The following is a 19,593-nucleotide window of genomic DNA, read 5'->3' as shown; positions in this document are numbered from 1 at the left end:
GGCCGCTTACGCGGCCTTTTTTAATTAATCAAACCATTACATGCGTTCGATCTTAGCGCTTGCTTCCAGCTGTTTGCGGAAAGCCTCAAAGTCTTGCTGACCAACACGCGAAGCCAGGAAGCGGCCGTACATCGCCTTCTCTTCATCGCTCAGCTGCACATCAGGCTGACTAACACCATTCAAACGGATGATGACGTAATCACCATTGCTCAAGCTGATACCGCTAAATACCGGCTTGTCAGCGGCTTCAGGCTTCGGCATACGGAATAGTGCTTGCAACACAGCAGGATCCACACCCTCTTGGCTGCGAGTTGCAGCTTCAACAACATTCCAGCTTTCGCCTTCTGCTGCCTGCTCAACAGGGGTTTTACCACTGCGCAGTGCTTTCAATTGCTCTTCAGCTTTGGCTTTAACGGCCTCCGTTGCACGCACCTTAGTCAGCTGCTTACGGATGCTATCGGCAACCTGCTCCAGCGGCAGTTGCTGAGGCTTCAGATGCTCTTTGACACGCACGACAACAACGGTGTTTGGATCAAGCTCAATCACACTGCTGTTGCTACCGTCTTCAAGGACTTCTGGGCTGAATGCCGCCTGAATCACCTGACGATTTGCAGCAATTCCGGTCGCGCCGCCCTGACGGCCAAAAGGCTCGCTCGTTTGCACAGTCAAACCAAGCTCTTGAGCAGGTTGAGCCAGATCAGAGGATTCAAAAGCTGAGTCTTCAAGTTCCTTGGAAACCTCTACAAAACGCTGCTCAACCTCACGAGCTTTGAGGTCATGCTTCAGCTTGTCTTCCAAACTGGCGAAGGTTGGTACCTCTGGCGCCTGGATGCCGATCAGCTTAATCAGATGCCAACCGAATTCAGTACGCACTGGGGCAGAAACTTCGTTTTCTTTGAGGGCATACAAGGCGTCTTCGAAAGCCTGGTCGTAGACACCTTTGCTTGCGAAACCGAGGTCACCGCCCTCCGTCGAGGAGCCCTTATCATCGGAGAGTTCTTTGGCCAGAGCAGCAAAGTCTTCACCCTGCTGGACGCGCTTTTGAATCTCTTCGATCTTAGCCTTGGCTTGTTCATCTGAAGTTTTGTCAGATATCTCGACCAAGATATGGGCAGCTCGACGCTGCTCACTCAAGCCGGCAATTTCACTCTGATAAGCCGCTTGCAGGTCTTCATCTTTAACGTCCACCTGATCAAAGAAAGCATCTTTCTTCAGTTCGACGTATTCGAGAACAACCTGCTCCGGGCTCATGAACTCGCTGGACTGCGCGTCATAATAAGCCTTGATGTCGTCATCACTGAGCGTGACGGACTTCAGGTCAGCCTTGAGGGTCAGAGTTGCGAAATCACGGGTCTGCTTTTCCAGAGCCGCGAACGCTTTAATTTGAGTGTCTGTAACAAAGCCGCTGTTACCGATACCGGCACGCAGTTGGCCGATCAGCATTTCCTCTTCCAGCATCTGGCGGAATTGCATGCGGGAGTAACCCAGCCGTGCGATTACCTGATCGAAACGCTCCGGGCTAAATTTTCCGTCTACCAGAAACTCCGGCGTGCTCAGGATGACCTGATCAAGGCCCTGCTGGGAAAACGCGAATTTTGAATCTTTTGCGCCGTTAAGCAGCAATGTGCGCTCAATCAGGCCTTTAAGAGAGGCCTCACGCAACAGTTTCTCGTCCAGCATCGAAGCATCGAAATCACGCCCGAGCTGCTGTGCCAATTGGCGACGCTGCATTTCTACAGCTTGTGTGAGGGAATCGGCGCTGATTTCCTGGCCATCCACCTCGGCTACAACCTTGCCGCTATTAGAGCTGGTAAAAATCGCCTCAACACCTGTCAGTGCCAGTAGTACGACGATGAGGCCGATAATGGTTTTGGCAATCCAACCCTGTGAATTGTCCCTGATGTTCTGCAGCATGCGTCCCCCAGAACGACTGTAGAAAAAAGCAATCGCGCAGTGTGGGTAAAGTCCGAATAGAAGAAAGGCGCATCAGGAGATGCGCCTTCTCGTAACTGGCATAGCGAACTGGTTGTTGACCGTCTCGTACAGCAATCTCGAACACTGATCTCTAATTAGCTCGCCATGTCATGGATCAGATCAACTGATCCGCAGGCAAAACCGAAGACACTTAGTTAACAGCGTCTTTCAGAGCCTTGCCAGCTTTGAAACCAGGGATCTTGGCAGCAGCAATGCTGATTGGCTTGCCAGTCTGCGGGTTACGGCCAGTACGGGCAGCACGCTCTTTAACAGCGAAAGTACCGAAGCCTACCAGCACAACGGAGTCACCAGCTTTCAGAGCGCCAGTAACGGATTCAATCACTGCGTCCAGCGCGCGGCCAGCAACAGCTTTCGGGATATCAGCAGATGCTGCGATAGCATCGATCAGTTCCGACTTGTTCACTCTTAAGTCCCCTTAATTTCTGTTGAGTTTATTTCTTGCTTTTGAATGTAAGCGAAGCTAGTGCTAGAGAGCCTGCTGACACCATTGAGCCGCTTTATAGCAAGGGCTTTAAAAAAGTGTCAAGGAAGCACTCCGGCCTAATGCGTGCTAATTCGCTCCTTGGAATCAGACTCGCGTTTATCATCCTTTGCAACGATCGGAGCCGCATCAGGTAAAGGCTCCGGGGCGTATTGCAGCGCAATTTGCAGGACCTCGTCAATCCATTTAACCGGTTTAATCTGCAGGTCTTGCTTAATATTCTCAGGAATCTCCTTCAGGTCACGCACATTTTCCTCTGGAATGATCACCGTCTTGATGCCGCCACGGTGTGCTGCAAGCAGCTTTTCCTTGAGGCCACCGATCGCCAGAACCTGCCCACGCAGGGTAATTTCACCGGTCATCGCCACGTCTGCACGCACCGGAATCTGGGTCAAAGCCGACACCAATGCGGTGCACATACCAATGCCTGCACTCGGGCCATCCTTCGGTGTAGCGCCTTCGGGCATGTGAATGTGAAGGTCCTGCTTCTCGTAGAAATCGACCGGAATTCCCAAGCTTTTGGCGCGACTACGTACCACAGTCTGAGCGGCTGTAATCGACTCAAGCATCACGTCACCCAAGGAGCCAGTTTTGATTAACTGGCCTTTGCCTGGCACTACTACAGCCTCGATGGTCAGCAGTTCACCACCCACCTGAGTCCAGGCCAGACCTGTTACCTGACCAATCTGGTCCTGCTGCTCAGCTAGCCCATAACGATGCTTACGTACGCCCAGATAGTGCTCAAGGTTCTCCGCTGTAACGGTCACATGGAAGCGTTTCTGAGCCGTATTTTCCTTCACAACCTTACGGCACACTTTAGCGATCTGACGCTCCAGACCACGCACGCCAGCCTCACGAGTGTAGTAGCGAATAATGTCGCGGATCGACTCTTCGGCAAATTCCAACTCGGTTTTTTTCAGACCATTGGCTTGGATTTGTTTTGGTACTAGATATTTCGTCGCGATGTTGATCTTCTCTGCTTCGGTATAGCCCGGCAGACGAATGACCTCCATACGATCCAATAATGGACCCGGAATATTCATCGAGTTCGATGTACACAGGAACATTACATCGGACAAATCGTAGTCAACTTCAAGGTAATGGTCGTTGAAGTTGTGGTTCTGTTCTGGGTCCAGCACCTCGAGCAGAGCCGACGCGGGATCACCGCGCATGTCCTGACCCATTTTGTCGATTTCATCGAGCAAAAACAGGGGGTTACGCACGCCAACCTTGGTCATCTTCTGAATCAGACGACCGGGCATCGAACCAATATAGGTGCGGCGGTGACCACGAATTTCCGCTTCGTCACGAACGCCACCCAACGCCATCCGCACAAACTTGCGGTTAGTGGCCGTTGCAATAGACTCTGCCAACGAAGTCTTACCAACACCAGGTGGCCCAACCAGGCACAGCACAGGGCCCTTCAGCTTCTTCACACGTTTCTGTACAGCGAGATACTCAAGGATGCGTTCCTTGACCTCCTCAAGGCCGTAGTGATCCGCCTCGAGAACCGCTTCAGCACGCGCCAGATCAAGGCGAACCTTGCTCTCAGCCTTCCAAGGTACATTGACTAACCAATCAATGTAAGAACGCACAACTGTAGCCTCAGCAGACATCGGCGACATCTGCTTAAGCTTGTTCAGTTCCGCATTGGCCTTATTCAGTGCCTCAGGGGTCATACCGGCGTTATCAATGCGCTTTCTCAGCTCATCCAGCTCGTTATGGCCTTCTTCACCGTCACCCAGCTCCTTCTGAATGGCCTTCATCTGCTCATTCAGGTAGTACTCGCGCTGGCTACGCTCCATCTGTTTTTTGACACGACCGCGAATTCGCTTCTCCACCTGAAGCAGGTCGATTTCAGCATCCAACAAGGCAAGTACATGCTCAACACGGGTTGGCAGGTCGGTGATTTCAAGGATTTCCTGCTTCTGCTCAATCTTCAACACCATATGTGCAGCCATGGTGTCGACCAGACGGGCAGGCTCTTCAATGCTATTCAGGGAGGCCAGAACCTCAGCAGGAACCTTCTTGCCCAACTGTACGTATTGTTCGAACTGACTCAGGAGGGTGCGGGTGAACACCTCCGACTCGCGCTCAGCAATCTCGGTTTCATCGATCAGTTGCACCTCGGCGCGCAAATGCGAGTCGGCCTCAAGGAAACGTGCAACTTCACCGCGCTGCTCACCCTCAACCAAAACCTTGACGGTGCCATCAGGCAACTTGAGTAATTGCAGAACAGTCGCCACCGTACCTACGCGGTACAGCGCCTCTTCAGAGGGATCATCGTCCGCCGGGTTTTTCTGAGCGAGCAGCAGAATCTGCTTTTCGCCCGTCATAGCAGCCTCGAGAGCCTCGATTGACTTTTCACGCCCGACAAATAAAGGAATAACCATGTGCGGATAAACCACAACATCGCGCAATGGCAACAGAGGCAATTCAAAGGTTGTTTTCATGATTTCGGCTCTACGGCGGCCATACGGCCGTAAACAATTGGGACTACCCTTGGCTTCTAAGATGGGGGCTGCTTTGACAAAAAACAAGCTTTAAACACGCAAAAGAAAAAGGGGCCCGAAGGCCCCTTTCTCAGTCCGCTACAAAAGCATTAAGCATCAGGTGCAGCCTTGGCCGGCAGCTCAGCACTTTCGTAGATACGGATAGGCTCAGAAGTCCCATCGATCACACTTTCATCAATTACGACCTTGCTGACATCTGACTGAGATGGAATCTCATACATGGTGTCCAGCAGTACCCCTTCAAGGATAGAGCGAAGACCACGGGCCCCCGTTTTGCGCTCAAGCGCTTTACGGGCTACCGAGTTGAGCGCGTCTGGACGGAACTCCAGCTCAACGCCTTCCATTTCAAACAGCTTAGCGTATTGCTTAGTCAGCGCGTTCTTAGGCTCGGTAAGGATCTGCACAAGTGCTGCCTCATCCAGCTCATCAAGCGTCGCGATAACAGGCAAACGACCAACAAACTCTGGAATCAGGCCAAACTTGACCAAATCGTCCGGCTCTACAGCCCGCAGCGACTCACCAACTTTCTTGCCTTCCTCTTTACTGCGAACCTCAGCACCAAAGCCGATGCCGCCTTTAGCGGAGCGCCCCTGAATAACCTTCTCCAGGCCAGCAAACGCACCACCACAAATAAACAGGATGTTGCGTGTATCCACTTGCAGGAACTCTTGCTGTGGATGCTTGCGACCGCCCTGCGGTGGAACCGAAGCAACAGTACCCTCGATCAGTTTCAGCAGAGCCTGCTGCACGCCCTCACCCGATACGTCACGGGTGATTGAAGGGTTGTCTGACTTACGGGAAATCTTGTCAATTTCATCAATGTAGACAATACCCATCTGGGCCTTCTCTACATCGTAATCACACTTCTGCAGCAGTTTCTGGATGATGTTTTCGACATCTTCACCCACATAACCGGCTTCTGTCAGCGTGGTTGCATCAGCGATGGTAAACGGCACATTGAGCAGGCGAGCCAATGTCTCAGCCAGCAATGTTTTACCGGAACCGGTCGGACCAATCAGGAGAATGTTGCTCTTGCCGAGCTCAACTTCGTCCTTTTTGTCACGCTGATTCAGGCGTTTGTAATGGTTGTAGACAGCTACAGCCAGAATTTTCTTGGCGCGCTCCTGACCGATCACATACTGATCAAGAATGCTGCTGATTTCCTTGGGTGCGGGCAACTTGTGCGCATTGCTCTCGGTCTGCGCCTCCTGCACCTCCTCGCGGATGATGTCATTGCACAGGTCAACACACTCATCGCAGATAAAAACTGAGGGGCCCGCGATCAATTTGCGTACTTCATGTTGGCTCTTGCCACAGAAGGAGCAATAAAGCAGCTTGCCGTTATCCTCGCCGTTGCGGGTGTCAGTCATTCGTTCAATCCAATGCGGTAGGCTTAAAACACAAGATGGGGCTAAATCCGGGCATTTTCAAGGGTGCAAATCACGCACACCTGAATCAGCCCGAATTTTACCGCCTTACACCGGAGTTAAACCGGCATTTGCCGCTTTTCATGAACGGCATCGACAATTCCGTACTCCAGAGCACGGGTAGCGCTCATGAAGTTGTCACGGTTGGTATCCCGCTCGATGGTCTCAAGCGTCTGCCCGGTGTGCTGGGCAAGCAGTTCGTTCAGACGCTGGCGGATGAACAGGATCTCACGAGCGTGGATATCAATATCAGACGCCTGCCCCTGGAAACCACCCAGCGGCTGGTGAATCATCACGCGGGAGTTAGGCAGGCAGAAACGCTTACCCTTAGCACCACCGGACAGGAGGAAAGCTCCCATGCTGCATGCTTGGCCAATGCAGGTCGTCGACACGTCAGCCTTAATGAACTGCATGGTGTCATAGATCGCCATGCCTGCGGTGACGGAACCACCTGGGGAGTTGATATAAAGGTGGATGTCCTTGTCCGGGTTCTCGGCTTCAAGGAACAGGAGCTGAGCGCAAATCAGGTTGGCCATGTAATCTTCAACCTGACCAACGAGGAAAATGACGCGTTCTTTCAGCAAGCGCGAATAAATGTCGTAAGCGCGCTCACCGCGGGCTGACTGCTCAACCACCATCGGCACCAAGCCACCTGCGGCCTGGACTTCTGGTACCTGCGGGAAAATTGGATTGCGGTACATTCGGCACTCGCTCCCTAAGTAGTCATACATCAAATGCGCATAAGCCAGCACGAAGGCTGGCTTATGCGTGCTCTGACAAGCTAAAGAAATCAGTCAGCTTTTGGCGCTTCAGCCGGCTTAACTGCTTCTTCGTAAGAGACTGCTTTATCAGTCACTTTAGCCTTCTGCAAAACAGTATCTACAACTTGCTCTTCCAGCACAACAGAACGCACTTCGTTCAGTTGCTGGTCGTTTTTGTAGTACCAAGCCACAACTTGCTCAGGCTCTTGATAAGCGGAAGCCATCTCTTCGATCATCTCACGAACGCGAGCGTCGTCTGGCTTCAGCTCGAACTGTTTAACCACTTCGGCAACCAGCAGGCCCAGGGATACACGACGCTTGGCTTGCTCTTCGAACAGTTCAGCTGGCAGTTGGTCAGGCTTGATGTTGCCACCAAACTGCTGAACAGCTTGTACGCGCAGACGGTTTACTTCGTTGGAGATCAGCGCTTTAGGCGTGTCGATCGGGTTAGCAGCCAGCAGGCCATCCATCACTTGGTTTTTAACCTTGGATTTGATGGCTTGGCGCAGCTCACGCTCCATGTTCTTACGAACTTCGGCGCGGAAGCCGTCAACACCGCCTTCTTTAACACCGAACAGAGCGAAGAACTCTTCGTTCAGTTCCGGCAGTTGCGGAGCAGATACGCTGTTGACAGTAACAGTGAACTCAGCAGTTTTGCCTGCCAGGTCCAGGTTCTGGTAATCAGCCGGGAAGGTTGGGTTGATTACACGCTCTTCGCCAGCTTTAGCGCCAACCAGGGCGTCTTCAAAGCCTGGGATCATACGGCCAGAGCCCAGAACCAGCTGGGTGCCCTTAGCGGAACCGCCAGCGAATGCTTCACCATCCAGCTTGCCAACGAAATCAATGTTCAGTTGGTCGCCGTTTTCGGCAGCACGCTCAACGGTTTCGAAACGGGTGTTCTGCTTACGCAGAATTTCCAGCATGTTATCGACGTCAGCATCAGCAACTTCAGCCTGCAGACGCTCGATAGCGATGGACTCAAGGCCTTCGACCTTGATTTCCGGGAATACTTCGAAGGTGGCAACGTACTCGAGATCCTTGCCCTTTTCGAAGGTTTTTGGCTCAACCGAAGGAGCACCAGCCGGGTTCAGCTTCTGCTCAACAACAGCTTCATAGAAAGTGGACTGAATCAGGTCGCCCAGAACTTCCTGGCGAGCGGAATCTTCGTAGCGCTGACGAATAACGCTCATCGGCACTTTACCAGGACGGAAGCCAGGAACTTTTGCACGACGGGCAGTCTGTTGCAGACGCTTGTTGACTTCAGTCTCAACGCGCTCAACAGGTACACCTACAGTCATGCGGCGTTCGAGGGAAGAAGTACTTTCAACGGAAACTTGCATGGATAATCCTCGTTGCACAGACATAAGCCGGCCGTTTATCGACCCCAATAATCAAGGGCATGCATTCTAGTGGCTGATTTTCAAGAAGTCACCCTGTAACAAGCGTCAATCGGGAGGGAGTTCTAAGATCAGCCTTAAGGCCAGTGAAACAGCCCCTTCATGTGCTGATTAAGAGCCCCTTTATCAGGCAGATACTGCCTGCCGTTTGAATTGACTGCCCCATAAGCCCTCCAAGCGAAAGCTAATACCCCCCTACTCCTTACCCAACCCGTACTGCCGCAGCTTGTTTGCAATGGTGGTATGGGAAACGCCAAGACGTTTGCCCAACAGCCGACTGCTGGGGTGCTCGTGAAACAGGCTTTCCAATACAGCTCGTTCAAAGCGCCCGACTATCGCGTCCAAATCCCCTTCCACGGAAAAAGCCCCGAGTGACTGAGCAGCACCATAGTCAGGCAAGCGAATGTGCTCGGCCTTTACAGTACCGCCATCACACAGGGACACAGCCTGAAACAAAGCATTTTCCAATTGACGGATATTTCCCGGCCAGTGGTAGTGGCTGAGTTTGTCCATGACTGCCGGATGCAATTTGGGCAGTGGGCAGCCAATCTGGCGGCAGGCCTGATCAAGAAAGTGTTCAACCAATGGTGCAAGGCCATCTAGACACTCACGTAGCGGTGGGATATGCAGGCTGAGTACATTCAGACGATGGTACAGGTCCTGGCGAAACTCACCTTTAGTGCACAGTTCGGAGAGATCCACTTGTGTGGCGCAAATGACGCGAACATCCAGATAAACCTCTTCATCACTGCCCACCCGCCGAAAGCATCCATCCTGCAGAAACCGCAGCAGCTTGGCCTGCAAGCGCGGGCTCATTTCGCCAACCCCATCTAGAAACAAAGTGCCGCCTGCGGTCAGCTCCAGCAATCCGAGCTTGCCTTCGGGGCGCGCACCTTCGAATGCACCGGGGCCGTAGCCAAACAGCTCGGTTTCCGCCATGGACTCCGGCAGCCCCGCGCAATTAAGCGCCATAAACGGCGACTGACCGCGCGGGCTTGCAAGGTGGCAGGCTCGCGCCAGCAGCTCTTTGCCCGTGCCGGTTTCCCCTTCTATTAATAAGGGGGCATCCAGCGGCGCCATGCGCCGGGCCTCACGCACCACTGCCGCCATGCCTTTGGAACTCTGGAAGATGCTGTCAAAGCCACGCAGTTCCTGCTTACGCACTTGATAGATGCGCTCACCCACGCGATCAGCCCGATGCAATGTGAGCACGGCTCCGGCCAGGGCGTCACTGTCTTCATGCTCGGTTTGCAAAGGCGCTATGTCCACAAGAAAGACATCGCCCTTGATCTTCACCCGCATGCCATTGATACGAGCCTTATTGGCCCGAACCAATTCGGGCAGATCAAAGTCCTCGGTATAGCGCGACAATGCAATGCCTGGCACTTCATCCACCCGCACGCCGAGCAACTGGGCCGCACTGCGGTTTGCCGCGACGATACTGCCACCCATATCGACCGACAGCACTGGGAAGTCCAGGGCACCCAGCAAAGCGTTGAGTTCAAGATGTTTACGCTCACTGGGCATCAGCCCGACACGCTTAACCCCAAATACACCCACCACTTTTTCGATCTGTGGGCGCAAAGACTGAAACTGCATGTTGATCAGGTTTGGGCAATGCATGTAGATGGCATTGCCCTGCTCGCCCCCCACCTCGCCACGGGCGACGTTTACGCCGTAGCCAACCAGCAAGTCGAGGATGTCACGGAGAATGCCAACACGGTTTTGGCAATGAATCTTGATACGCATGAAGGAGGCTCTTTTGAATTTATTGTGGCCGTACTCCTGACAAAAATGGTTGCCCGACAATCTTTCGTCAAATTTATGTGACGAAATGAAGCAGCCAAAGCAATGGAGATCTACCAATCGGGCAAGTCGTAATAAATTCTTTACGAAATCAACAAGAATTCGGCTGACACCACTGGCCACGCAACCTGTATTCAAGGCGCTCAAGGCGTATGACTTAAGGCATCACAACAACAAGACGCCTACAGGAGATGGTGATGTCGGATACCCACTATCAGGCCCGCGAACCTGATGCAGACGGTTTTATTGATTACCCTGAAGCGGAACATGAGGTGTGGAACACCCTGATCACCCGACAGCTAGCGGTTATTGAAGGGCGCGCCTGCGATGACTACCTAAACGGGATAGAGCAGCTCAACCTGCCACACCACCGCATTCCGCAACTGGCCGAAATCAACAAGGTGCTGCGCAACACAACAGGCTGGAGCGTAGCCAGGGTGCCTGCGCTAATTCCCTTCCAGAAATTTTTCGAATTGCTGGCCAGCAAGCAGTTTCCAGTCGCGACGTTTATCCGCACGCCAGAAGAACTGGATTACCTGCAGGAGCCAGACATCTTTCACGAAATATTCGGCCACTGCCCATTGCTCACCAACCCCTGGTTTGCCGAATTTACTCATACCTACGGCAAGCTCGGCCTTAAGGCCAGTAAAGAAGAGCGCGTGTATTTGGCCCGCCTGTATTGGATGACCATCGAGTTTGGCCTGATTGATACACCACAAGGCCGGAAAATCTATGGCGGCGGCATTCTCTCCTCCCCCAAAGAAACGCAGTACTGCCTGACGAGCGACCCCGAACACCTGCCATTTGATGCAGTCGAAGCCATGCGTACCCCTTATCGAATCGACATTTTGCAGCCGCTTTACTTCGTCTTGCCGGAGATGAAACGTCTGTATCAGCTCGCACAGGAAGACATCATGGCGTTACTGCGACAGGCCCAACAGCTCGGGCTGCACGCGCCTAAATTCGCCCCCAAGGCAGCCTGAGCCCACAGCACGTTATCTATAAGGAGAAAAAGCATGAGCCTTGCCCAAGCACAATGTGAAGCCTGCCGAGCCGACGCCCCCAAAGTGTCACCTGAAGAACTGGCCGAACTGATCCGTCACATCCCCGACTGGAACATCGAAGTCCGTGACGATCACATGGAGCTTGAACGTGTTTTTCTGTTCAGGACCTTCCGCCACGCCCTTGCCTTTACCAATGCAGTTGCCGCCATCGCAGAAGAAGTGGGCCATCACCCAGCCCTGCTGACCGAATGGGGCAAGGTCACTGTTACCTGGTGGAGCCATGAAATGCGCGGCCTCCACCGCAACGACTTCATCATGGCCGCCCGTACCGATGAGCTGGCCGCACACGCAGAGGGTCGTAAATAATGCATTTTCAACAGATTGAAAAAGTACCCGGTGATCCTATTTTCGGACTGCAGGAGCTGTATAAGAACGATCCTGCCAGCAGCAAAATGGAACTGGCCCTTGGCGTCTATAAAGATGAGCACGGCAACACGCCCGTGCTTGACGTTGTGAAACGCGCCGAGCAGCACTTGCTGGAGCATGAAACCAGCAAAAGCTATATCGGTAGTCATGGCGATCCACTGTTCAACCAACTCATCACCCGATTGGTACTGGGCGACAACAACCCACTGCTCGACCAGCGCGCAGCCGCCACACAGGCGCCCGGAGGTACAGGTGCACTGAGGCTTGCTGCTGAGTTCATTGCCACATGCTTACCCGGACGCAGCATCTGGATCAGCGACCCCAGTTGGCCAATTCACCAAACGCTATTTGCTGCCGCGGGTGTAGAGGTCAAGCACTACCCCTACATTGACAGCCACAACCAAGTGGCCGTGGACACTCTGCTGGACACACTAAACCGCGCCACCAAAGGTGATGTGGTTCTGTTGCATGCCTGTTGCCACAACCCAAGCGGATTTGACCTGACCGATCACGATTGGCAACGGGTGTTGGATGTAATCAAAAGCCGTGACCTGTTGCCTCTTCTCGACTTTGCCTATCAAGGTTTTGGCGATGGCCTTGAACAGGATGCCTCCGTCGTGCGCTTGTTCGCTGAGCAATTGCCAGAATTACTGATCACTCATTCGTGCTCTAAGAACTTCGGGCTGTACCGCGAGCGCACAGGCGCACTGCTGGTATGCGCAGCAAACAGTGATCATCTGCAAGCCATTCGCAGCCAATTAGCCGTTGCTGCCCGTAACCTGTGGTCAACACCGCCGTCCCACGGCGCTGCGGTTGTCACTCACATTCTGGGTAATGACGAGCTGCGCCGACAGTGGACGCAGGAGTTGGAAACCATGCGTCAACGCATCGTCCGCCTTCGTCATGGACTGGTTGAGGCGCTGGGCAGTTATGGTTTGGCTGAGCGCTTCGAGCACATTACCCGGCAGCGCGGGATTTTCTCCTACACTGGCCTGAGCATCCCGCAAGTCAAACGCCTGCAAGAAGAGTTCAGCATTTATATGGTTGGACGAGGCCGGGCGAATATCACCGGCATTAACAGTGCGCACATTGATCAGTTGGCCACTGCAATTGCCCACGTCTGTAAATAGCTGGGGCTGCCACTAAAAGTCGACCTTGCCCCGCCCTGCCTTGATAGCCCCGCGCTTGCTCTTGCCGTCCAAACGGCGTTTTTTAGAGCCCAGCGTAGGCTTGGTGGGGCGGCGCTTTTTTTCAGTTTTGCCCGCAGCCAGGATCAACTCAACCAAACGTTCCAGGGCATCCGCTCGATTCTGCTCCTGAGTTCGATACTGCTGCGCCTTAATGATGACCACACCATCACTGGTAATCCGGCTATCCCGCCACTCCAGCAGGCGCTCCTTGTAAAACGCAGGCAAGGATGACGCCTGACTGTCAAAGCGCAAATGCACTGCACTGCTGACCTTATTCACGTTCTGCCCACCTGCCCCTTGGGCACGGATCGCCGTTAGCTCAATTTCATCATCCGGCAAATGAACACTATTGGAGATCAGTAACATCGTCAGGCATCGGTTAGCTCAGAATAATCGGTCAGTTTACTCCCTCAGGATGCCGCCCGCAGGACTAAAAACCCCCGCGACAAAGGCGCACAGGCTAACTGTTTGAGCACTTAACAACTCAACAAAATAGACACCAATCAGTTGATTTATAAGGATAAATTTAAATACAGCGTGCTCAAATAAATCATCTGATACGGTTTTTATTTAAAAACCTGCTTCTGTTTTCATAACACCGCTAAGCCGATCATGCGCCCCGCCTGAATAGCCCAAGGGGGCCGAACACCGTGAGCGAACGTATCCCGGCAAAGATCGTTGAAACCATCGACCCGCGCCATCCTATCCGCCTGACACCCTCGCAAGCGGGCGGTCATATCCATACCCGCAGCTTTACCGGCCTATTTCGCAACCTGCGCCGCTATGGCGCGGGCGCATTGATGCTGCTGTACTTCGGCACCGTCTGGCTGGATTGGGGCGATCGCCAGGCTGTGCTCTGGGACCTGCTGGGCAGCCAATTCCATGTATTCGGCACCACCTTCTGGCCGCAAGATTTCATCCTGCTGTCAGCACTCTTGATCATCTGCGCGTTCGGTTTGTTCTTTATCACCAAGGTCGCGGGTCGCGTCTGGTGCGGTTACAGCTGCCCGCAAAGTGTTTGGACCTGGATCTTTATGTGGGTCGAAAAAGTCACTGAGGGTGAGCGCAACCAACGTATCAAACTGGATGAGGCGCCTTGGTCTGCCAACAAGCTGATGCGCCGTGTCAGCAAGCATGCGCTGTGGCTAGGGGTCAGCTTTATAACGGGCCTGACCTTTGTCGGCTATTTCACCCCGATTAAACCGCTCGTTTCAGACATGCTGAGCTTGCAAGCCGGAGCAACCAGCGTCTTCTGGATCATTTTTTTCACCGCAGCCACCTACATGAACGCCGGATTTATCCGGGAAAAGGTCTGCGTGCATATGTGCCCATATTCCCGCTTCCAGAGCGTGATGTTTGACGACAGCACGCTGCTGGTGAGCTACGACAGTAAACGCGGTGAAAGCCGCGGTGCCCGCAAAAAAGGCGCGGATTACCGTGCTGAAGGCCTGGGCGACTGCATCGACTGCACCCTGTGCGTGCAAGTCTGCCCCACCGGCATCGACATCCGTGATGGTTTGCAGATCGACTGCATCAGCTGTGGCGCCTGTATCGACGCCTGCGACAGTGTGATGGACAAGATGGGCTATGAGCGCGGCTTGGTGCGCTACAGCTCGGACCTGGCCATGGCCGGTGGCAAAACCAACTGGCTGCGCCCGCAACTGACTGGGTATGCCGCCATGCTGCTGATCATGATTGGCGCATTGATCTGGGCCCTGCAAGCCCGCTCGCTGGTCTCGCTGGATATCCATAAAGACCGCAGCATTTACCGCGAAAATAACCTGGGGCAGATCGAGAACATCTATCGCCTGAAGATCATCAACAAAGCGCAGAGCACTCATCACTACGTGGTGACAATCAAGAGCGATGCCCAGCTTCAACTCAGCCAGCAGCCGGTCATTCAGGTTGCCGCCGGAGAGATGTTAGACGTGCCCGTCAGCGTTGCCTTGTTAACCGCTACAGCCCCCAGCACCTCAGAGAAACTGACCTTCGAGCTGGTTGCAGTGGACGACGACAGCATCCGCGTCAGCGCCGAAAGCACCTTCGTTTCACCCCGTAACCGCTGAGGCAGGTCGCATGCCCGCCCAACAGCCAGTAAAGTACGCAGCTTTATCCAGCGCAGCGCTGAATCAGGACAAGATGAAACGCTACGAAAAGTTTGCTGACGACATCGCCGAACTGATCCGCACCGGCGTACTGGCTGCTGGCGAGCGCGTGCCCTCTGTGCGTCACGCCAGCCGCACATATGGCGTCAGTCCATCCACGGTCTTCCAAGCCTATTACCTGTTGGAAAGCCGTGGCCTGATCGTGGCCCGCGAGCGCTCTGGCTACTTTGTCCGCGAACACGCGCAACAGCCGCTGCACGAGCCGGAAATCAGCAGCAAGCAAGCCCAGACCAGCGATGTGGACGTCAGCGAGCTGGTGTTCTCCGTGCTCGGCTCTCTTAAAGACCCGGATACCGTACCGTTCGGCTCGGCCTTCCCCAGCCCAGACCTATTCCCCCTCGCCCGCCTCAGCCGTTCAATGGCCCACAGCCTTCGGGACATGCAGCCACAGGCGGTCATCGCTGACATGACCGAGGGCAACCCGGACCTGCGCCGTCAGATTGCCCTGCGCTATATGGTCAGCGGAGTCATGCTGCCCCTTGAAGAGCTGGTGATCACCAACGGCGCCATGGAGGCACTTAACCTCTGCCTGCAATGCGTCACCCAACCTGGTGATCTGGTGGCTATTGAGGCCCCAGCCTTCTACGCCTGCCTGCAAGTGCTGGAACGCCTGAAACTGAAGGCCGTCGAAATTCCTGTTCACCCTCGCGAAGGGATTGATCTGGATAGCCTCGCCGAAAGCTTGCAGCGCCTGCCAATCAAAGCCTGCTGGTTTATGAGCGGCCTGCAAAATCCGCTGGGCGCGACCATGAGCGACGACAAAAAGCGCGCCCTGTGCGAGCTGCTGCAACAGCATCAGGTGCCGATGATTGAGGATGACGTCTACGCCGAGCTGTACTTTGGCAATCAGCCGCCCAAACCGGTGAAGAGCTTCGACCGCGACGGACTAGTGATGCACTGCGGGTCCTTTTCCAAATGCTTGGCGCCGGGTTACCGGGTGGGCTGGGTGGCAGCCGGACGCTACGCCGAGCAGGTCACACGCCTCAAGCTTATGACCACCATTTCACCCTCCGTACCGGCGCAAGCCGCCATTGCTGATTACCTGCAACACGGCGGCTATGATCGTCATCTGCGCAAGCTGCGCCACGAACTGGAAGCCCAGCAGGCCTCCATGCTCGCTTCAGCCGCGCGACACTTTCCTGCCCAAACCAAGGTAACCCGCCCTTCAGGGGGCTATTTCCTGTGGTTTGAGTTCCCGGAACAAGTGGATTCGCTCAAGCTGTTCCAACTGGCACTTGCACAAGGCATAAGCCTGGCGCCGGGGCCGATCTTCTCTGCCACCCGACGCTTTGGAAATTGCGCCCGCCTTAACTCCGGCCACCCTTGGACGGCCCACAGTGAACAGGCCATGGCAGTGCTGGGGCGCATCCTGGCTTCATTCTGAGTCGGTGAAACGTTCCCTTTAAATTTCCCTGAGCACACGCGATTTAAGTCAGCTAACGTAATCGGCTGCATTAATCAGGAATAACTCATGGATTCAATCACTCAGGCTGTTCTAGGCGCCTCGATTCAGGGTGCTTTGCTGGGTCGCTGGCAGGGACGTAAAGCACTGTTGTACGGCGCAATGCTCGGTACGCTGCCCGATCTGGACGTGGTTATTGATTACGGCGATGCAGTCGCTGACATGACCTTCCATCGTGGTTTCAGTCACTCTCTATTCGTCCTGTCTGGCCTTGCCCTTGTAATGGCATGGCTGTTCAGTCGTTTTCGCGGCTCGCCCGGCTACTCTACGCAGCGACTGTTCTGGACGATTTGGCTCGTGCTCATCACCCATCCGATTCTGGACAGTTTCACCAGCTACGGCACCCAACTGTTCTGGCCGCTGATGCCCACCCCGACGGCATGGTCCAACATCTTCATTATTGATCCCCTGTACAGCATCCCTCTCCTAGTGGCGGTACTTGTGGGGCTATTGGCTGGAATGGGGAAAACTGGAGTACGCCTTTGCACTTGGGCGCTCGCGCTGTCCTCGGTCTATATGGCCTCGACGTTCGCTGGCAAATACATGGCCGAGAAACAGGTGAATGCAGAACTGGCCCGCCAGGGTATTCAGGCTGAAGCCATTTTCAGCACCCCGACGCCATTCAACACCCTGCTTTGGCGCGTGGTTGTCATGGATGGTGAGGACTATCACGAGGCCCTGGTCAGCTGGTTTGATAACAAGCCACCGAAACTCGAACGCATTCCCCGTGGCACCTCACTGGCGCAGCCCTTAGCGGAATCACCTGCCTATCGTCGCTTAGTCTGGTTTACCGATAACCTGCTGCGCTATGACCAGGTTGACGATCAGTTGATCGTCACCGATATCCGCCTGGGCATGACCGGCTACCACCCGTTCCGCTTTGCCTTCGCCACGTTAGAGGATGGCCAGTGGAAACTTGCCGAAGAAGTTCCACAGATTGCCGTGGATCGTGGTGATTACAGCCGCCTCAAACAGCTGTGGCAGCGCATTTGGGATCAGGACGTGGATATTCCGCTACGGGCATGGGCGGATGAATTGACCAGACCTACCACAGCAGGCTGATTTCTACCTCAACCCCGAAGGTGGAAACGCTATGCGGTTCCACCCTACAACACACCACCAACACCCGTAGCGTGGATTAGCCGCATCGCGGCGTAATCCATGTCTCAGGAGCCACAGCGCCGCCAAACCTGCCACAACGCAACGGTGGAAACGCTACGCGGTTCCACCCTGCAAACACATCACCAACACCCGTAGCGTGGATTAGCCGCAGGCAGTCCGGGGAAACACTGTCGCAACAACACCGATGTAGCTCCAAATAGCACAAAGCCCGGCAATTGCCGGGCTTTGTTTGTCACTATGGCTGCCTCAGCGTGATGACTTGTTCTTCAAGGTGAAGCACAACCACAACAACCCTAACCATACGGGGATCGCATACACCGAGACATTAATGCCCGGGATCAGCAGCATCACACCCAGAATAAACGCCACAAATGCCAAGCACAGATAGTTGCTGACCGGGTACCACAACGCCTTGAACTGGGTATCCACGCCCTTGGCCTGCATGGCTTTACGGAACTTGATGTGTGCCAGGCTAATCATCGCCCAGTTGATCACCAACGCCGCCACCACCAGCGCCATCAGCAGCTCCAGCGCAGATTTAGGTGCCAAGTAGTTAACCAGCACACACAGCAGCGTGACCAAGGCCGAGACGCCAATGGACAGCACCGGTACTCCCCGCTTGTTGACCTTTGCCAACGCCCGTGGCGCATCGCCCTGATCAGCCAGGCCGTACATCATGCGGCTGGTGCAATACACGCAGCTGTTGTAGACCGACAAAGCCGCTGTCAGCACTACAAAGTTGAGGATGTTCGCCGCTGTATCGCTGCCGATCAGTGAGAAAATCTGCACAAACGGGCTGCTGCTGTAAGCATCGCCACCGGCACTCAGGGTTTCCACCAGACTGTCCCATGGATGCAGAGACAGCAGCACAGCCAGCGCACCGATATAGAAAATCAGGATGCGGTACACCACCTGGTTGATCGCCTTGGGAATGACAGTCTTAGGCTGATCAGCCTCAGCCGCAGTAATTCCCACCAGCTCAAGGCCACCAAAACTGAACATGATGATAGCCATCACCATTACCAACCCGGTCACACCATTTGGGAAGAACCCACCGTGGCTCCACAGGTTGCTGACGCTAGCCTCCTCGCCACCCGCACCGCTGAACAGCAGGTAGCAACCCAGAGCAATCATGCCAATGATCGCCACCACCTTGATAATGGCAAACCAGAACTCAGCTTCGCCAAACGCCTTCACGTTGGTCAGGTTGATCGCATTGATCAGCACAAAGAATGCCGCTGCCGTGGCCCACGTCGGTATCTCGGGATACCAGTACTGCACGTACTTGCCCACCGCCGTCAGCTCGGCCATCCCCACCAGCACATACAGCACCCAGTAGTTCCAGCCAGACATAAACCCAGCCAGCGGGCCCCAATAGCTATGAGCAAAGTGACTGAAAGAACCTGCGACGGGCTCTTCCACAATCATTTCGCCGAGCTGACGCATGATCAGGAAGGCGATGAAGCCACCGATGGCATAGCCGAGGATCATCGACGGCCCGGCGGATTTCAGTACACCGGCCGACCCTAGAAACAGGCCAGTACCGATGGCGCCACCGAGGGCAATAAGCTGGATATGACGGTTTTTTAGCCCGCGCTTGAGCGAGCCAGCCTGCAACGAGTCAGACATCAGCACACACTCCACAACGGGCTGCTGGACATGGGGAGACGAGACATGGGATCACCTGTCGCTCTATTCCGTGACGGGAACACACCCATCAGGTTGATAACTCGATGGAATAAAATTGGCCAAAGGCCAAGAAAAGGTAGATGCATGTGAGCATCAGGTCACGGAAAAGGCGCGGATTATATACAGCTTTGGCCCTGTTCGCCTGCCTCAAGTGC

General features: G+C 54.4%; 15 protein-coding genes. 6 read left to right on the top strand and 9 right to left on the bottom strand.

Going from position 1 to position 19,593, the window contains the following annotated elements:
- Window positions 1–36: 36 nt before the first annotated feature.
- From WG219_08985 to WG219_08955, 7 genes are all read right to left on the bottom strand, one after another.
- Window positions 37–1,914 (bottom strand): SurA N-terminal domain-containing protein, encoded by a 1,878-nt coding sequence (locus WG219_08985; GenBank protein ID WXL27572.1) that lies wholly within the window; start codon window positions 1,912–1,914, stop codon window positions 37–39.
- A gap of 211 nt (window positions 1,915–2,125) precedes the next feature.
- On the bottom strand, window positions 2,126–2,398 hold the full coding sequence (gene hupB / locus WG219_08980; GenBank protein WXL27571.1) for a nucleoid-associated protein HU-beta: 273 nt from the start codon (window positions 2,396–2,398) through the stop codon (window positions 2,126–2,128).
- Between the two features lie 137 nt (window positions 2,399–2,535).
- A complete protein-coding gene (lon, locus tag WG219_08975) occupies window positions 2,536–4,929 on the bottom strand; it encodes an endopeptidase La (protein ID WXL27570.1) in 2,394 nt (797 codons plus the stop codon).
- A gap of 149 nt (window positions 4,930–5,078) precedes the next feature.
- The gene (clpX, locus tag WG219_08970) at window positions 5,079–6,359 is read right to left on the bottom strand and encodes an ATP-dependent Clp protease ATP-binding subunit ClpX (GenBank protein WXL27569.1); all 1,281 of its coding nucleotides are present in this window, start codon (window positions 6,357–6,359) and stop codon (window positions 5,079–5,081) included.
- 116 nt (window positions 6,360–6,475) lie between these two features.
- Complete coding sequence (gene clpP, locus WG219_08965; GenBank protein WXL27568.1) at window positions 6,476–7,117, bottom strand: ATP-dependent Clp endopeptidase proteolytic subunit ClpP; 642 nt, start codon at window positions 7,115–7,117, stop codon at window positions 6,476–6,478.
- A gap of 89 nt (window positions 7,118–7,206) precedes the next feature.
- Window positions 7,207–8,517 (bottom strand): trigger factor, encoded by a 1,311-nt coding sequence (tig, locus tag WG219_08960; GenBank protein WXL27567.1) that lies wholly within the window; start codon window positions 8,515–8,517, stop codon window positions 7,207–7,209.
- Between the two features lie 252 nt (window positions 8,518–8,769).
- Window positions 8,770–10,323 (bottom strand): sigma-54-dependent transcriptional regulator, encoded by a 1,554-nt coding sequence (locus WG219_08955; protein WXL27566.1) that lies wholly within the window; start codon window positions 10,321–10,323, stop codon window positions 8,770–8,772.
- A 254-nt stretch (window positions 10,324–10,577) separates the two neighbouring features.
- On the opposite strand from WG219_08955, the gene phhA reads away from it, so the two are divergent.
- The 3 genes from phhA to WG219_08940 are packed head-to-tail and all read left to right on the top strand — an operon-like array spanning window position 10,578 to window position 12,940.
- Window positions 10,578–11,363, top strand: a complete 786-nt coding sequence (gene phhA / locus WG219_08950) for a phenylalanine 4-monooxygenase (GenBank protein WXL27565.1) — start codon at window positions 10,578–10,580, stop codon at window positions 11,361–11,363.
- A gap of 33 nt (window positions 11,364–11,396) precedes the next feature.
- Window positions 11,397–11,750, top strand: a complete 354-nt coding sequence (locus WG219_08945; GenBank protein ID WXL27564.1) for a 4a-hydroxytetrahydrobiopterin dehydratase — start codon at window positions 11,397–11,399, stop codon at window positions 11,748–11,750.
- Window positions 11,750–12,940, top strand: a complete 1,191-nt coding sequence (locus tag WG219_08940; GenBank protein WXL27563.1) for an amino acid aminotransferase — start codon at window positions 11,750–11,752, stop codon at window positions 12,938–12,940. Before WG219_08945 ends, WG219_08940 begins: the two co-directional genes overlap by 1 nt.
- 12 nt (window positions 12,941–12,952) lie before the next feature.
- Here the strand turns inward: WG219_08940 and arfB are convergent, their stop codons facing one another.
- Window positions 12,953–13,366, bottom strand: coding sequence for an alternative ribosome rescue aminoacyl-tRNA hydrolase ArfB (gene arfB / locus WG219_08935; GenBank protein ID WXL27562.1), 414 nt, complete (start codon window positions 13,364–13,366; stop codon window positions 12,953–12,955).
- 284 nt (window positions 13,367–13,650) lie between these two features.
- On the opposite strand from arfB, the gene ccoG reads away from it, so the two are divergent.
- The 3 genes from ccoG (at window position 13,651) to WG219_08920 (ending at window position 17,689) form a co-directional block, all read left to right on the top strand.
- Complete coding sequence (gene ccoG, locus WG219_08930; protein ID WXL27561.1) at window positions 13,651–15,066, top strand: cytochrome c oxidase accessory protein CcoG; 1,416 nt, start codon at window positions 13,651–13,653, stop codon at window positions 15,064–15,066.
- A 73-nt stretch (window positions 15,067–15,139) separates the two neighbouring features.
- Window positions 15,140–16,549 carry a GntR family transcriptional regulator MpaR gene (mapR, locus tag WG219_08925; protein ID WXL27975.1) on the top strand — a complete coding sequence of 470 codons (1,410 nt, stop codon included), beginning with the start codon at window positions 15,140–15,142 and terminating at the stop codon, window positions 16,547–16,549.
- A gap of 87 nt (window positions 16,550–16,636) precedes the next feature.
- Window positions 16,637–17,689 carry a metal-dependent hydrolase gene (locus WG219_08920; protein WXL27560.1) on the top strand — a complete coding sequence of 351 codons (1,053 nt, stop codon included), beginning with the start codon at window positions 16,637–16,639 and terminating at the stop codon, window positions 17,687–17,689.
- A gap of 306 nt (window positions 17,690–17,995) precedes the next feature.
- On the opposite strand, the gene WG219_08915 is transcribed toward WG219_08920, so the two are convergent.
- Window positions 17,996–19,378, bottom strand: a complete 1,383-nt coding sequence (locus WG219_08915; protein WXL27559.1) for an amino acid permease — start codon at window positions 19,376–19,378, stop codon at window positions 17,996–17,998.
- Window positions 19,379–19,593: the final 215 nt, after the last annotated feature.

The organism is Pseudomonas mendocina (assembly GCA_037482215.1).
Classification (GTDB): Bacteria; Pseudomonadota; Gammaproteobacteria; order Pseudomonadales; family Pseudomonadaceae; genus Aquipseudomonas; species Aquipseudomonas mendocina_E.
The sequence above is the reverse complement of the archived record's forward strand: the minus strand, read 5'-3'. Positions and strand labels throughout refer to the sequence as shown.